This is a genomic window from Myxococcus guangdongensis, assembly GCF_024198255.1.
GTDB classification, from domain to species: domain Bacteria; phylum Myxococcota; class Myxococcia; order Myxococcales; family Myxococcaceae; genus Myxococcus; species Myxococcus guangdongensis.
The window spans coordinates 84761-100487 of sequence record NZ_JAJVKW010000003.1 but is presented as its reverse complement, the minus strand read 5'-3'; the positions used below and the strand labels follow the sequence as shown (position 1 = coordinate 100487).

The following is a 15727-nucleotide window of genomic DNA, read 5'->3' as shown; positions in this document are numbered from 1 at the left end:
ATCGAGCGCTGTTCAGCACAACACAGGCCTGCGCGGTGACGCATGCGGGCAACGCGGGAGACGTCGGCATCATGTGCCGAGTCCCTCCACCAAGGAGCCGCGCATGATGCTGAAGCCCGCCTCGGGGTTCGTGTTGGCGTTGACCGTCGCCGTGGGAATGGTCGTCACCACCCTCTCGCAGGAGGAGGGGCCTGGGGCCGAGCGCGCGCCGGACTCGGCCGCGTGTGAGGCCGCGCGTCAGCAGCGGCTCATGTCGGGCGCCCAGGACGTCGAGCCGTCCCTGTTCGTCCAGGAGCCCTCGGGGGCGCTCGGCTACTGCTCGTGGGATTGCTCGTCCTGCTCCAGCACCCTCGAGTGCAGGGCCCGCAACGCGGGCAGTTGCTACAACATCTGTCCGTGAGCGAGGGGGACCGCCCGGCGCTCCGTCATGAGCACCGGGCGGACACCTCCAGCACTCAGACGGGTCAGCCGCAGGTGTTGGAGAACTCGGTCACGGCGAACGCCGTGCGCCGGCCGCCAATCCACGCCGTCTCGTAGCAGGAACAGCTCATGTAGCCGACCATCTTCGTCAGCGTGGCGTCGGAGTAGTAATCAATCCAGTAGGACTGGTTTCCGCAGAAGGGCAGCGCGTCCTCGCGCGTGTCGAGCTCCGCCTGCGTCTCCTCGAGCGGCTCCGCTCCGCCACAGCCCACCATGAAGCCCGCCGCCATCAGCAACGCACCCAGGATGTTCCTGCTCCGCACGTGTGTATCCTCCACCGGGTCTGTCTTCCGCCCCGGTGGCGATACCCTAACACCAACCAGCAAAACGAGACATCGTCGAGAAACTGAGTCATCCAGGACTCTCGTGCGCGGTGTCTCACGAAGCCGGGAGACACCGCGGGCCCTGGCGAACGGGTCAGCCGGCGGCGCGACGCAGGGCGTCCAGGTCCAGCTTCTTCATCTTGAACAAGGCCGCCGTCACCCGGGCGCCCTTCTCGGGAGGTGAGTTGGCCAGCAGCTGGGTCAGCTCGGTGGGCACCACCTGCCACGACACGCCGAAGCGGTCCTTCAGCCAGCCGCACTGCTGGGCCTTCTCGTCGCCGCCCTCGGACAGCCGGGCCCAGTAGTGGTCCACCTCCGCCTGGCTCTCGCAGTTGACGATGAGCGACATCGCCTCGTTGAACTTGAAGTGCGGCCCGCCGTTGAGCGCGAGCAGTTCCTGGCCGTCGAGCGCGAAGAGGACGGTCATCACCGCGCCGGGCGGTTGACCGCTCGGCCCCGAGCTCTGCTCCGTGTACTTCGTCCGCGTGATGACACGCGAGTGGGGGAAGACGGACGTGTAGAGCGCGACGGCGGCCTCCGTCTGCTCGTGGCTCTGGAACCAGAGGCACTGGGTGATGCGCTGGAGCTTCTGGGACATGGCGGGTTCCCTTCCGTGGGGTGTGAGGGAAAGCTGCACAGGCTCGAAGCGGGCGGCCCGGTGCGGCGACCCGGGGGCCTGCGCGCGGACGACGGGTCGCCTGTCCGCACGCGAGGGAGGAGAGCCTCGGACCACGACGCCCCTCCCCTGCTTCACGCTAGGGGACGACGTTCACCGTGGCGGTCGCCGTGCCCACGGTCCCCACCTCGTCCTGGAAGAGCTCCAGGCCCACCGTGTGGGAGCCCCGGGCGCTCATCGGGATGCGCTTCGTCATCGTGAAGGTGAAGTCACCGCCCGGCGCGAGGTTCACGCCCCACTCGGAGAACTCGGTGTCCCAGCCCGTGGTGTCGTTGTTCCAGAAGTCGTACCAGACCCAATTGCACGACGGGGAGTCGTGATTCGCCACGGACACGGTCCACGTCACCAGCGAGCCGGGCGCCGCCGTCACCGTCGTCGGGGAGAGCGTCAGCGTGGGCGCGGCCGTCACACAGGACGCGAGGACATCGATGGTGGCGGTGCCGCGCACGGTGTGGCCGGAGCGGGTCACGTCCACGCCCGTGGTGTACGTGCCCGGCGTCATCGAATACGGCGTGTAGAGCTGGAGCGTCAGCGCCACCGAGCCAGACGCGGCGATGGAGCGCTGCGGGGAGAGCGGGTCCGCGCCCCAACCCGTGGGGATGATGGACGCGAGCTGGAAGGTGCTGGGGCCGCAGGCCGGGCTGTCCCGGTTGACGATGAACACCTCCACCTCGGGACGCGCGCCCGGGTAGACGGTCGGCTCGAACGGTGTCACCTCGACCTCGGGCGCCGCGCGGATGCAGGGGGCCTGACGGTACTGGACCTGCACGGTGAGCCCGGCGGGCGTCGCGGACACCACGCGCAGCGACAGGTTGCTGTACGGGTCCTCCCAGGTGATGCCCGGCAGCAGCGCCGGGTCGCTCCAGGACGCCGTCCCCGGCGTGAAGTCCAACAGGTGCGTCCCATCCCGCGTGTCCCCATCCTGGTAGTGGACGAGCGCGCCGCCGAACACCTGCGCGGGCAGCGTCGGCTCGTAGCCGCCCGTCGGCTGGCGGTACTCCAGCCACAGCCACGCGTCACTGCCCTGGCCCCGACGCACCTTGAGCGCCTTCACCCCGGTGGAGGACAGCACCGGCGCGAGCGTGAAGGTGCCACCCACGCCGTCCACCTGCGTCACCGCGGACGCGTCCAGCCAGCCGATGCGCGCCTTGTGCGGCGCCGCGTAGTGCCCCAGGTTCCAGCGGCCCATCGTCGAGAACAAATCCCCGTACTCGTCCAGGGTGCCCAGCGTGTTCAACCATCCCAGCGGCTCCGCGCCGAAGTCGCGTGACTGCGAGTGGTTGAGTGACAGGTTGTGTCCTGCCTCGTGGGTGATGAGGTGCACGGCGCGGTCGTACGTGTCCATGGACTCCGCGACCAGCCACGCGGTGGAGGCCGTCACGGTGCCCGACGGCGTCGAGACCTGACCGCACGACAGCGTGGCGAGCCCTCCGTAGAAACAGCCCGAGAGCGGACGCGGGTGGATGACGAAGATGCGGTCATACGCGGTGAAGTCCACGTCGTCGCCCACCGCCGCGATCGCCGCGTCCCGCATCTCGTTCGTCTCCGAGCACGAGTACGCGCGGTCCAGCGTGTACCAGCCCACGACATGGCCCGTCGTCGTGGTGCGCCCCTCGGAGACCTCGCTCCAGTAGCCCGCGAGCGAGCGGCGCGTGGTGGAGAAGAACGCCTGCTCCACGGTGGACAGCGGGAGCGACGGCGTGGGCTGGCCCGGGAACTCCGCCAGGATGACCAGGCTGCGCTGCACGCCGGTGACACCACAGGCCGGGGTGACGCTCGCGGAGCGGTGCTCCGTGTCCACCTCCACCGCGTGCGCCACGAGCGCACCGTCCGAGGCGCGCCCTCGCAGCTTCACCCGCTGCCCGCTCACCAGCCCCTTCGGCGCCGCGTCCGCGAACACCACCGGACGACGCTCGCGGCCGGCGACCAGGAAGTACTCCTGATACGCGTGCTCGAGCGAAGGCGCGTCCACCACCCGGACCTCCAGCTCACCCTCCCACGCCTGCTCGCGGGACACCGGCTCCGGCGCCTCCGGGACGGGCTCCTGCGTGCCACAGGCCATGAAACCCACGGCCGCCACCATGCTCCACCACGTGCGGGACATCTGCCCTCCGACGAACGGCGCATCCGGACGGCCATCGCCCGAGGAGCGCCGCCACGCGCCTTGTGCCCCGCGCCCGCACACACTGGCAACCATCGAGACACCGTGGCTGCGGGCGTCACGCGCCGCCGATAAGCCCTGCTTGGGCGGACCCTCGCGAAAAATCCTTTCGCCACGGGCGCGTCACATCGCGTCTGGGATGCACTAGCATCCGGGTTTCCCTTTCAAAGGAGTCACCGATGAAGTCGCATCTGCTGGTTCTCGTGGCGGGGTTGTCGCTGGGGTTCTTCGCCGCATGTGGCACCACGGAGGCCGCGCCGGAGACGACGGAGGCGTCCGCGTCCGCGCTGGGAGACTCGTGTCCGTGTGGCTCCGCGGGTGGCGGCTCGTGTCTGCCGTGCCACTTCATCTGTGGCGACGGCTTCTGTGACGGCGCCAACGGGGAGAACGTCTCCAACTGCCCCGACGACTGCGCGGTGGCGCCGTACTGCACCGATGGCATCTGCAACGGTGGAGAGACGTGGGTGACGTGCCCGCAGGACTGCGCCATGCCGACCCCGTGGTGCGGCGATGGCGTCTGCAACGGTGGTGAGGGCCCCGTCAGCTGCCCGGCCGACTGCGGCAACACGTGTGGCAATGGCCTGTGTGAGTTCGGCGAGGCCTCATGGTGCTTCGTGGACTGCGTGCCCGGCTGTCAGTTGGACCCGTCCGTCTGCCCGCAGGTTCCGCAAGGGTAGTCCGTCACCACCACCGCGCCCGTCCAGGTGTGTCGGGCGCGGTGGCGTCGGCTCCGGGCCTACTTCTTCTTGAGCGTCCCGTGCGGGTCGATGACGAACTTGCGCGCCACGCCCGCGTCGAACTCCTGGTAGCCCCGGGGCGCGTCATCCAGTGAGATGACGGTGGCGTTGACCACCTTCGCGATGTTCAGCCGGCCGTGGAGGATGGCCTGCATGAGCTGGCGGTTGTAGCGCAGCACCGGCGTCTGCCCCGTGTAGAGGCGGTGGGACTTGGCCCAGCCCAGGCCGAAGCGCATGCGCAGGTTGCCCTGGCGCGCCGACTCGTCCTTGGAGCCCGGGTCCTCGGTGACGTAGAGGCCGGGGATGCCGATGGCCCCCGCCGCGCGCGTGATCGCCATCAGCGAGTTGAGCACCGTGGCGGGCGCCTCCGACGAGGACTGCGCGCCGTGGCCGTGGGCCTCGAAGCCCACCGCGTCGATGGACGCGTCCACCTCCGGCTCCTTGACGACGGCGGCGATGAGGTCCTCCAGCTTGTCGCTCTTCTTCAGGTCGATGGGCACGAAGCCCACGGACTTCGCGTGCGCGAGCCGGTCCGCGTTCATGTCCCCCACCATCACCACCGCCGCGCCCAGCACCTGCGCCGAGGCCGCCGCCGCGAGCCCCACCGGCCCCGCACCCGCGACGTACACCGTGGAGCCCACGCCGACGCCCGCGGTGACGGCGCCATGAAAGCCCGTGGGCAGGATGTCCGACAACATCGTCAGGTCGAGGATCTTCTCCAGCGCCTGCGCCTTGTCGGGGAAGCGGATGAGGTTGAAGTCCGCGTAGGGGACCATGACGTACTCGGCCTGTCCGCCCACCCAGCCGCCCATGTCCACGTAGCCGTAGGCGCCGCCCGCGCGCCCCTTGTTCACGTTGAGGCACACGCCCGTCTGCTGCTCGCGGCACGTGCGGCAGCGGCCACAGGCGACGTTGAAGGGCACCGTGACGAGGTCGCCCACGGAGAGGTACTCGACGTCCTTGCCCTTCTCGACGATTTCACCGGTGATTTCGTGCCCGAGCACCAGCCCCTTGGGCGCCGTCGTGCGGCCGCGAACCATGTGCTGGTCCGAGCCGCAGATGTTGGTGGTGACCACCTTCAGGATGACCCCGTGCTCGATGGACTTCCCTTCCGGGTTCACCATCTTCGGGTAGTCGATGGAGCGCACTTCGACTTTGCCGGGACCGAGATAGACGACGCCACGATTGCTGGCCATGAGCGGACTCCTCCGAGGCGGCCCGGCCGTCCGCCGCGCCGCGTGCAGGTCCGGGTAACGCTGGGGACGCGCGCACCCGCACGCACGTCGGGGACGGCCTGGCGTGACAGGCCCTCGTCACCCCGCCCGGTGTCGGTCTCCCGGAATCCACAAAGACAGACACCTCCCTCCTGGCGACAATGCGACGTCGCCGGCGCTCGTGGACGGCTCCGCGACGAGGCACGCACAGCCCGGCCTCGCCGTGAGGTGTTGCTCCGTCAGAAGGGAGCCGGGACACGGAGGTCGTGACGCGCCCCCGTGTGGGGATGCGTGAAGACGAGGCCCTCGGCGTGCAGTCGCCAGGGCCCGGCTTCGCTCCCGAAGCGGGTGTCTCCGAGGATGGGGGCGCCGAGCCCCTCGGGATGCGCGGTGTGGATGCGCAGCTGCCACGCGTGGCGCGTCCTGGGCCAGAGCCACACGCGCGTGCGGCCCTCCTGTGCTTCCACGACCCGCCAATCCGTCACCGCGTGCTTGCCGTGGGCCCGGCTCGCCAGGGACTCGAGCGCGCCGGAGGTGGTGCCTCGCAGCGGCAGGTCGATTCGGCCCTCCGGGCCCGGGAGTCTTCCTTCGACCCAGGCCACGTGGCGGTGCTCCGCTTCACCTCGCGCGAGCTGGCGCTGGAGCGCGGCCCGCGTCCCGGTGTCCCGGGCCATCAGTTGGAGGCCGGAGACCTCCGCGTCCAGGGCGTGGATGAAGTGCGCGGAGGTCAGCTCGGGGAAGCGCGACTGGAGGCGGACGAGCACGGAGTCCCGGCTCGGCGCATGACGCCCCGGCACCGAGAGCAGCCCCGCGTCCTTGTCCACCACGAGCAACTCCGCGTCCTCGTACACCACCCTCACCTCGCCCACGCTGGCCGGCGGCGGCGCGGGGTCCACGTCGAGCCCCTCCAGCATGTACCCGAGGACCGCGCGGCACTTGCTGTCACAGGCCGGGTAGTACGCCCCGGAGACACGGCCACCGCCCTCGGGTTCCGCGCCCCACCAGAACTCCGCGAGCGCCAGGGGCTTCAGGCCCTGTCGATAGGCCTGGGCCAAGAGCTTCGGCGCCGCGCACTCTCCCGCGCCTCCGGGAACGGGGCGGGGGTCGAACAGGCTCGCGAGGGGGACCCGGTTCCCCCTCGCGTTGGGGATGTCGTAGTCCCAGGTGAGCCGGTGCCACAGGGCCCGTGAGCGCTCCGCGCGCGCATGTGCCAGGGCGTCCCGACGCTCGTCGAGCGCTCGTGCCTCGGCGCCGGAGGCTCCCGACGCCATGACGGCGCGCTCGTGGTCCAGGGAGAGCTCGCGCAGGCGGTGACCCAGCTCGGCCAGCTCCGCTTCTCCCTCGGGCAGGAAGGTCTCCCGCGCCCTCGGGTCGAAGAGGGGCGGCGCGAAGCCCTCCACCTCCCAGCTGCCCCCGAGCATCCCGGAGAAGGCGCTCAGGAAGCCCAGCGGACCATCCCCCGTGGAGACGACCAGGACGCCGAACATCTTTCCGCCGCCCGGACGCCACAGTGACTCCCAGCGAGGGGCCTCGGCTTCGAGGCGCTGACGGAGCAGCCCAGCGGCCCTCCGGGCGAGCGCCCCGGGCGGCCCCGGCGCGAAGGGGCTGGGCAGACGCGACGGCACCTCCCGAGGCGACGGAGGGGCGTCGAAGAAGCGCGGGGACAGGGGTGGCTCGCTCACGGGATGCGCGAAGGAGGCTCTCACAGGTCCGGCGCTCCCGGGGGCCCTTCCCGGTGGACGGGCGGCTCGCCGGCACTCCTCCGGGAGACAGGGGGTCACGCCCGGTGACACGCGGCACTTGCGCCAGTGAGGACTGGTGGACAGAGGGCGTGCGGGGCCCACGCCGGGTTCGACAGCCCGCAAACCAGCGTCTATGTCCTCCCTTGCATGGTGTCCGCTCCGCGAGAGGTGCTGCTGTTCACCCTGGCAGGTCAACGCTACGGCCTCCCCACCGAGGACGTGCGTGAGCTGGTGCGCGCCGTGCGCCTGACGCCCCTGCCCCAAGCGCCGGATGTCGTCGAGGGACTGCTCAACCTGCACGGTCAGCTGCTCCCCGTGCTCGACCTGCGCCGGCGCTTCCGTCACCCCGCCCGGCCCCTGTCCGCCTTCGACCACCTCATCGTCGCCCAGGCCGGCCCCCGACAGGTTGCCCTGCGCGTGGACCGCGCCGAGGGCCTGCGCGTGGTCGCCCCCGACGAGTGGGACGAGACGCCCCGCGAGCTGCCCGGCGTCGGCTACGTCGCGGGCGCCGCCAAGCTGGAGGACGGACTGGTCCTGGTCCATGACCTGCGGGGGTTCCTCTCCGAGGCCGAATCCCTGGCCCTGGACGCGGCGCTCGCCTCCTCGACGGAGCGTGCGTGAGGCAAGGGCCGTGGAGCCATCCGGGCTTTCCCGCGGTGCTCGCGCTCGTCGAGGAGCGCGCGGGGCTCGCTCCGCCGTCCTGCCCCGCGTCCGCCGAGGAAGGCATCAGCCGCGCCATGGCTCGCGCGGGCGTCGGGGACTTCGAGACCTATCGCCTGCGCATCGCCGATGACGCGGCCGCGATGGATGACCTGCTCACCGAGCTCACCATCGGTGAGACGTACTTCTTCCGCACCCCCGAGCACTTCGAGCACCTGCGCCGCGTCGTCCTCCCCACCCTGCGCGAGCGCCATGGACAGGACTACAGCGCGCGCCTGTGGAGCGCGGCGTGCTCGTCCGGCGAGGAGCCGTACTCGCTGGCGGCCCTGCTGATGAACGAGGGCTGGAGTCAGCACATGACGGTGCTCGCCACGGATGTGTCGCGCACGGCGCTCGCGCGTGCGCGGCGCGCGCATTATGGCGAGTGGTCCCTGCGGGGCCCCTGGGCTGAGCGGATGCGCGCGCACCTGCGCCCGGAGGGCCGCCAGTACATCCTGGCGCCCGAGGTGAAACAGCACGTGCGCTTCAGCTACCTGAACCTCGCGCTCGACACGTGGCCCTCGCCCGACTCCGGCATCTGGCGGCTGGATGTCGTGTTCTGTCGCAACGTCCTCATCTACTTCAACGACGCCACCATCGAGGCCGTGGCCCGCCGCCTCCATGCGTCGCTCGCGGAGGGAGGGTGTCTCTTCACCGGTCCCTCGGACCCGCCGCTCGGAGGACTCGCTCCGCTGGAGCCCGTCCTCACCGAGTGGGGGGTGTTCTATCGGCGGCTGCCGCCTGGCACCACCGTGGCCGTCCCCGACGGGGCGCCGTTCGGCGCGCACGCGGCGGGGGCGCCGCATGATGGTTACGGGGCTCGAGCGCCGCACGAGACGTGGCCGTCGCATCCGGGAGGCGGCTCGTGGGTTCCTGGTTCGGGCCTTCATCCCGAGGCGGGCGCCACGGGACAGGGCGGCGCGTTCCAGCGTGGGATGGGCACTCCTCACGACGCGGGCGCTGCCGGCGCGCTTCGCTCTCCGCACGATACCGGCGTGGCGTCAGGCCCTGCTGGCTCGGCTCATCGCGGGATGGGCGCTCCGTACGATGCGAACTCGCCGTCAGGCACGGCTGGCTCGGCTCATCGCGGGATGGGCGCTCCGTACGATGCGGGCGCGGCGTCAGGCACGGCTCATCGCGGCACGGGCTCCTCGCACGAGGCCAGCGAAGCCGGGGCGCTCAACCGTGGGCCGGGCTTCGCGAACGATGCTGGCTCGTTGACGCAACCTGCTGGCGCGTTTCAGCGCGGGACGGGCTCCTCACACGCGGCCGGCGAAGCCGGGGCGCGCAACCGTGGGACGGGCGCTGCTGGCGCGTCTCAGCGCGGGCCAGGCTCCGCGGACGAGGCCGGTGTCGCGGGTGCGAACACGCAGGGCTCCGCGCCTCGTGGCGCCAACGCGCGCGTCCTCACCCCCGCGGAGCTGTCCGCCGCCCGCCGCGCGCTGGAGCGGGGTGAATGGCGCGAGGCCGCGACCCGGTTGGGCGCCCTGGACCCCGACCCGGACATCGCCACCGCCGCCGTGCGCGCCATCGCCAACCTGGATGCCCAGGCCGCCCTCTACGTCAGCGCCGAGGCCGCCACCCGCCACCCGTTGGTGCCCGGCCTGCGCTACCTCGAGGCCCTCCTCCTCCTCGGCCAGGGCCGCCTCCCCGACGCCGAGCGCGCCGTCCGTCAGGCCCTCTACCTGGAGCCCACCCTCGCCGTCGCCTGGCTCGTCCTCGGACGCGTGCTGCGCCGACTCGGCGACCACTCCGGCGCCCAGAAGGCCCTGCGCGAGGCCGAGACGCTCTGCGAGGCCCTGCCCCCCGACACCGCCGTGCCCCTCGCCGAGGGCGAGCGCGCACGCGAGCTGGCGCGCGCCGCCCGTGACGAGCGCGTCCGCATGGAAGGCTCCTGATGCCTCACTCCAAGAACATCGACTGGACCGTGGTCCGCGCCCGGCTCGCCGAGCTCGAGGCCTCTCGCGAGGCCCAGGGCGACCTCACCCCCGAGGAAGAGGCCGCGCTGCTCGACGAGCGCGCCCGCGCCCTCGGCCGCCCCCTCACCCCGGACATCGCCCCAGGCACCCTGCGCGAGATGGTGCGCTTCCGCGCCTCCGGCCAGGCGTACGCCCTGGAGTCCCGGTTCGTGCTCGAGGTGGTCCGCTCGGCGGAGGTCATCCCCCTGCCCGGCGCCCCCGCCGCGCTGCGCGGCCTCACCCTGCTGCACGGGGAGGTGCTCCCCGTCGTCGAGCTGGCCCCGCTCTTCGGCCGCGCGCCGTCGAACGCCGCCGGGCCCCTGCTCGTCGTGGGCACGCACCGGGCCGAGCTGGGCGTGCGAACCGAGGAAGTGCAGGAGGTCGCCCAGGTGTCCAGCCTGGACCTGCTGCCCACCCCCGAGGGCCTCGTGGACACCGCCGGCAGTCTGGTGTTCGCCGCCGACAGGGACGGAACTCTCTTGCTGGAGGGCGACTCGCTGCTGAGTGACAGTCGCCTCGTGTTCGATTTGTCCGACGAAGGAGTCGTATGAACATCGGGAACCGCATCGCGGTCGGCTTCGGACTCTCATTGCTGGTGCTGCTCATCCTGGCCGTCGTCGCGTTCCAGGGAGCCCGCCAGCTCAACGAGACCACCGAGGGCCTGGTCAAGGTCCATGAGAACTACAAGCTGGTGCGCGAGGTGCGCGCGCTGCTGGTCGACGCGGAGACAGGACAGCGAGGCTTCCTGCTCACCGGCGAGGACCCGTACCTGGAGCCCTATCAACAGGCGCTCGCCACGCTGCAGCAGGACCTCAACCTGATGCGCGACGCGATGGCCCCCTATCCCCAGCAGCGCAACCGCATGGTCCGCCTGGAGCCGCTGGTCACGGCGCGACTGGCCCTGCTCGAGGAAGGCATCCGTCAGCGTCGGGAGAAGGGCCTGGAGGGCTCGCTGCCCATCGTCCGGGGCCACCGCGGCAAGGAGCTGATGGACCAGGTGCGCGGCGTCATCAGCGAGATGCTCGCCGAGGAGTCGGAGCGCTGGACCGAGCACTCCGAGGCCGCCCGGGAAGCGGCGCGGCAGATCATGTGGGTGCTCGCCATCTGCGCCGTGCTGGGATTGCTCATCGTCTCCGTGGGCAGCTACGTCATCACCCGCAGCATCACCGTCCCGCTGCGCCGGCTGATGCTGGGCGTGGAGCAGTTGGGCGCGGGGAAGCTGGCCCAGCGCATCGACATCAAGGGCCGCGACGAGACGGCGGAGCTGGCGCGCGCCTTCAACGAGATGGCCGACCGCCGCCAGCAATCCGAGGCGCAGATCGCCCGGCAGTCCGAGCAGCGCGAGCACACGCTGCGCACCGTGGCGGAGTTCGTCAATCAGCTCGCGGGCGCCAGCTCCCAGATTCTCGCCAGCACCACCGAGCAGGTGGCCGGCGCCCAGGAACAGGGCAGCGCGGTGACGGAGACGGTGAGCACCATCGAGGAGATCACCAAGACGTCCGAGGAGGCCGCCGGCCGCGCGCGCAACGTCAGCGACTCCGCGCGCCACGCCGAGGAGGTGGGCCGCTCGGGTCGACGCTCGGTGGAGGAGGCCGTCTCTTCCATGGGCACGGTGCGCGAGCAGGTGGAGTTCATCGCCCAGCGCATCCTCGCGCTCGCCGAGCAGGCGCAGGCCATCGGCGACATCATCACCACCGTCAACGACATCTCCGAGCAGACGCACATGCTCGCGCTCAACGCCTCCATCGAGGCCAGCCGCGCGGGGGAGAACGGCCGGGGCTTCGCCGTCGTCGCCGCCGAGGTGAAGGCGCTGGCGGACCAGTCCAAGAAGGCCACCAGCCAGGTGCGCCAGATTCTGGGGCAGATCCAGAAGGCCACGCACGGCGCGGTGATGACCACCGAGGAGGGCACCAAGAGCGTGGCCACGGCCACCCGCATCGTGTCCGAGGCGGGCTCCACCATCCAGACGCTGTCGGACCTGCTCGCGCAGGCGTCGCTCACCGCCGCGCAGATCGCCGCGTCCGCCAACCAGCAGGCCACGGGCATCGCGCAAATCCGACAGGCCATGCATGACGTCAACCAGGCCACGCAGCAGGGCCTGCTGTCGTCGCGTCAGACGGAGCGGGCCATGCAGGACATCAACGGCATGGGCCAGAAGCTCAAGGGCCTGCTCGAAGAGTACGGTCGCTGATGGACCGCGACAGGCTCGCACAAGCGTTGCTCGCCACGTTCCTCGAGGAGCTCGAGGGGCATGTGACGTCGCTCAACCGCGATTTGCTCGCGTTGGAGCGGGAGCAGGGGACACCGCCCGCCACCGAGCGGGTGTCGGCGCTCTTGCGCACGCTGCACAGCGTGAAGGGCGCCGCGCGCGCGGCCAGTGCGCTGCTGGTGGAGACGGCCTGTCACCGGCTGGAGGAGGTGCTCGAGCCCTTGCGCGACCGGCGCACCGCGAGCCCGGAGATGTATGAGTTGTGCTTCGCCGCCGTGGACGCGCTGGACGACGCGGGGCGGCGGCTGGCGTCGCGGCAGGAGCTGACGGGCTCTCCGTTGGAGTTGCTGCTGCCGGACCTGGAGCGCGCGGCCCAGGCCGCGGCGGCACCGGCGCGTCCCGTGGAGTCGGGGACCTCGCGCGCGACGGCGAGCGGGAGCGTGGGCAGCGCGGGGAATCGGGGCACCAGCGGCCCGGACTTCGCCCGCGACGCGGGGGCTTCACGCCCGCCGGGGGCAGGCGGCCCGGAGGCCTCTGGCGACGGAGGAGGTTCACGCGCGTCGGGCTCCGGTGGACAGGACTCCTCTCGCGACGGGGGAGGTTCACGCGCGCCAGGAGCCGGCGGCGCGGAGTCCTCTCGTGCCCCGGGCGCGGAGCCGTCGGAGCCCTCGGCCGGTGGCGCCGTGCTGGAGACGACGCTTCCGGTGCGTGTGTCCGCGCAGAAGCTGGACGCGCTGTTGTCGCGCAGTGGGGAGCTGCGCGTCGCCGCGCTGCGACTGGAAGGCCGAGCCGAGACGCTGGAGACGGTGCGCGAGGAGCTCTCCCGCGTGCGCGACGCCGTGCGCGGCACCGACGGTGAGGCGGCGCTGCGCCGCGCGGAGACGGAGCTGGCGCGGGTGGCGCGCGAGCTGGCCGCCGACCAACGCGCGCTCGGCGGCGTGGCCACCGGCATGGATGACGAGGTCCGCCGCGCGCGCACCCTGCCCTTCGTCGAGGGCTGCAGCGGCCTGGAGCGCGCCGCGCGCGACGTCGCCCGCTCCGAGGGCAAGAAGGTCCGCCTGGAAATCCAGGGCGGCGCGCTGGAGCTGGACCGCTCCCTGCTCCAGTCCCTGCGCGAGCCGATGCTGCACCTGGTGCGCAACGCCGTGGCGCATGGCCTGGAGTTCCCCGAGGAGCGCGTGCGCGCGGGCAAGCCCGAGGAGGGGCTCGTCACGCTGTCGGCGCGGCTTCGCGGCAGCCGCGTGGAAGTCACGGTGGAGGACGACGGACGCGGCATGGACCTGCGAGCGCTGCGCGAGCGCGCCATCGCGCGGGGACTCGAGGTCTCCGAGGACGACGCGGACACGGCGCGGCTCGCCTTCCACCCGGGCCTGTCCACCACGTCGCGGGTGACGGAGGTCGCCGGGCGCGGCGTGGGCCTGGACGTGGTGCGCACCCAGGTGGAGACGATGCGCGGCACGGTGGAGGTGGCCACGCAGCCCGGCAAGGGCGCGCGCTTCACGCTCGACGTGCCCCTCACGCTGAGCACCCTGCGGGTGCTGCTGGTGTCCACCGGAGGACAGACGCTGGCCCTGGCCAGCGAGGGCGTGGCGCGACTGGTGCGGCTGGCGCCCGAGGAGGTGCGCGACGTGGAGGGCCACCCCACGTGGGTGGCCGAGGACGCGCTGGTGCCCCTGGCCTCCCTGTCCGACGTGCTGGGCCTGCCGCCCGGGCCTCCGCGTCAGCGCCGGGGAGCGGTGGTGCTGGCGGCCGGCACCGCGCGCGCCGCGCTGGTGGTGGACGAGGTGCTGGCCGAGCAGGAGGCCCTCGTCCGCGCGCTGGGTCCTCGCGTGCGCCGCGCGCGTCACGTGTCGGCGGCGGCGGTGCTGCCGGACGGACGGCTGTCCCTGCTGCTCAACCCCGTCTCACTCGTGCGGGCCGCGGGGGGTCGTCCCTCCACGGCGCTGTTCCCCACCCCGGCCGCCCGGGCGACGCGGCGGCGAATCCTCCTGGCGGACGACTCGCCCACCACGCGCGCGCTCGAGCAGAGCATCCTGGAGGGCGCCGGCTACGACGTGGTGGCGTGCGCGGACGGGGCCGAGGCCTGGGAGCGCCTGCAGACCGTCGGCGCCGAGGCGCTGGTCCTGGACGTGGAGATGCCGCGCATGGACGGCATCGCGCTCACCGAGGCCGTGCGCGCCTCCCCCCGCTTCTCGCGACTGCCGGTGGTGCTGGTCACCGCCCGGGGCAAGCCCGAGGACAAAGCACGCGGGCTTCAAGCGGGGGCCAGTGCTTATCTTGTGAAAAGCGCGTTCGACCCGACGAGCCTGCTGGAGACGCTGAGACGACTGCTATGAGGACTGAACCGTTGCGCATCGTGGTGGCCGAGGACTCGCCCACCGCCCGCCGATTGCTGGTGGAAATCCTCCGCGCCGACCCGGCGCTGAGCGTGGTGGGCGAGGCGAAGGACGGCATGGAGGCGGTGGAGCTGGCCCAGCGGCTGCGGCCCCACCTGGTGACGATGGACATCCAGATGCCGCGCATGGACGGGCTGGAGGCCACGCGCCGAATCATGACGGAGGTGCCCACCCCCGTCGTCGTCGTGTCCACGCTGGTGGAGCGCGACATCCAGACGTCCATGGCCGCGCTGCGCGCCGGCGCGCTCGCGGTGCTCCAGAAGCCCCTGGGCCCCGAGTCCCCGGACTTCGACGCGGAGAGCCGTCGACTGCGCGACACCTTGAAGGCCATGGCGGAGGTGAAGGTGGTGCGCCGCTGGCCGGACCGGGGCACCGCGCCCGTGCCGCCGCCCCCCGCCACGCCCGCGCCCCGCAAGCAGCCGCCGCACACGGCGGTGGTGGCGCTGGCGGCGTCGACGGGAGGACCGGCCGCGCTGTTCCGGCTGCTGTCGGAGCTGCCCTCGGACTTCCCCGCGCCCGTGCTGGTGGTGCAGCACATCGCGCTCGGCTTCGGTCCGGGCCTGGCGTCCTGGCTGGCCACGGCGGGGCCCCTGCCCGTGCGGGTGGCGGAGGAGGGGGAGCTGCTGCTGCCCGGCAACGTCTATCTGGCGCCGGACGACCGGCACCTCGGCGTCCAGGACGGCCGCGCGCAGGTGTCCAAGGCGGCGCCCGTCAACGGCTTCCGCCCCTCGGCGACGTGGCTGTTCCGCTCGGTGGCGAGGGCGCATGGCGCGGAGTCGCTCGCGGTGGTGCTCACGGGCATGGGCCAGGACGGCCTGGAGGGCATCCGCGAGCTGCGTGAGGCGGGGGGCCGGGTGCTGGCGCAGGACGAGGAGTCCTCCGTCGTCTTCGGCATGCCGGGCGTGGTGGTGGGGGCGGGGCTGGCGGACGAGGTCGTCTCCCTGGCCTCCCTGCCCTCCCGACTGACGCTCGCCGTCCGGGCAGGCTCACAGTCGGGGTGAGCCACAATATCCGCTTCTTGAAACTTGGAGCCTGACGGAGCAGGGAGGAATGGCCTTCGCGTCACGGGGTGTCAATATCCCGTCAGGTCCAATCCTCCGTTCCGATGAGCACATCCCCGCCTTCCTTCGTG

General features: G+C 72.0%; 13 protein-coding genes. 8 read left to right on the top strand and 5 right to left on the bottom strand.

The features are described from left to right. Nucleotides 1-103: 103 nt before the first annotated feature. Complete coding sequence (locus LXT21_RS09775) at nt 104-400, top strand: hypothetical protein (protein WP_254037851.1); 297 nt, start codon at nt 104-106, stop codon at nt 398-400. 64 nt (nt 401-464) lie between these two features. Here the strand turns inward: LXT21_RS09775 and LXT21_RS09770 are convergent, their stop codons facing one another. The 3 genes from LXT21_RS09770 to LXT21_RS09760 form a co-directional block, all read right to left on the bottom strand. Further along, entirely contained in the window at nt 465-743 is a 279-nt protein-coding gene (locus LXT21_RS09770; RefSeq protein ID WP_254037850.1) for a hypothetical protein, read from the bottom strand. 154 nt (nt 744-897) lie between these two features. After that, nucleotides 898-1401, bottom strand: coding sequence for a VOC family protein (locus tag LXT21_RS09765; protein WP_254037849.1), 504 nt, complete (start codon nt 1399-1401; stop codon nt 898-900). 157 nt (nt 1402-1558) lie between these two features. Further along, on the bottom strand, nt 1559-3583 hold the full coding sequence (locus tag LXT21_RS09760) for a hypothetical protein (protein WP_254037848.1): 2025 nt from the start codon (nt 3581-3583) through the stop codon (nt 1559-1561). 236 nt (nt 3584-3819) lie between these two features. Here LXT21_RS09760 and LXT21_RS09755 point away from each other — a divergent pair, with 236 nt between their 5' ends. Beyond that, nucleotides 3820-4317, top strand: a complete 498-nt coding sequence (locus tag LXT21_RS09755; RefSeq protein WP_254037847.1) for a tenascin-X — start codon at nt 3820-3822, stop codon at nt 4315-4317. Between the two features lie 59 nt (nt 4318-4376). Here LXT21_RS09755 and fdhA read toward each other — a convergent pair whose 3' ends face one another. After that, nucleotides 4377-5573: a formaldehyde dehydrogenase, glutathione-independent gene (gene fdhA, locus LXT21_RS09750; protein WP_254037846.1), complete on the bottom strand. Its 1197-nt coding sequence runs from the start codon at nt 5571-5573 to the stop codon at nt 4377-4379. 257 nt (nt 5574-5830) lie between these two features. Beyond that, complete coding sequence (locus LXT21_RS09745) at nt 5831-7273, bottom strand: pseudouridine synthase (protein ID WP_254037845.1); 1443 nt, start codon at nt 7271-7273, stop codon at nt 5831-5833. Between the two features lie 207 nt (nt 7274-7480). On the opposite strand from LXT21_RS09745, the gene LXT21_RS09740 reads away from it, so the two are divergent. The 6 genes from LXT21_RS09740 to cheB are packed head-to-tail and all read left to right on the top strand — an operon-like array spanning nt 7481 to nt 15596. Then, entirely contained in the window at nt 7481-7954 is a 474-nt protein-coding gene (locus tag LXT21_RS09740) for a chemotaxis protein CheW (RefSeq protein WP_254037844.1), read from the top strand. After that, nucleotides 7951-9930: a CheR family methyltransferase gene (locus LXT21_RS09735; protein WP_254037843.1), complete on the top strand. Its 1980-nt coding sequence runs from the start codon at nt 7951-7953 to the stop codon at nt 9928-9930. Before LXT21_RS09740 ends, LXT21_RS09735 begins: the two co-directional genes overlap by 4 nt. Then, on the top strand, nt 9930-10541 hold the full coding sequence (locus tag LXT21_RS09730) for a chemotaxis protein CheW (protein WP_254037842.1): 612 nt from the start codon (nt 9930-9932) through the stop codon (nt 10539-10541). The genes LXT21_RS09735 and LXT21_RS09730 overlap by 1 nt, the downstream gene beginning before the upstream one ends. After that, nucleotides 10538-12181, top strand: coding sequence for a methyl-accepting chemotaxis protein (locus LXT21_RS09725; protein WP_254037841.1), 1644 nt, complete (start codon nt 10538-10540; stop codon nt 12179-12181). The genes LXT21_RS09730 and LXT21_RS09725 overlap by 4 nt, the downstream gene beginning before the upstream one ends. Further along, on the top strand, nt 12181-14535 hold the full coding sequence (locus LXT21_RS09720) for a hybrid sensor histidine kinase/response regulator (RefSeq protein WP_254037840.1): 2355 nt from the start codon (nt 12181-12183) through the stop codon (nt 14533-14535). Before LXT21_RS09725 ends, LXT21_RS09720 begins: the two co-directional genes overlap by 1 nt. After that, nucleotides 14532-15596 carry a chemotaxis-specific protein-glutamate methyltransferase CheB gene (cheB, locus tag LXT21_RS09715; protein WP_254037839.1) on the top strand — a complete coding sequence of 355 codons (1065 nt, stop codon included), beginning with the start codon at nt 14532-14534 and terminating at the stop codon, nt 15594-15596. Before LXT21_RS09720 ends, cheB begins: the two co-directional genes overlap by 4 nt. The last annotated feature ends 131 nt before the right edge of the window (nt 15597-15727 follow it).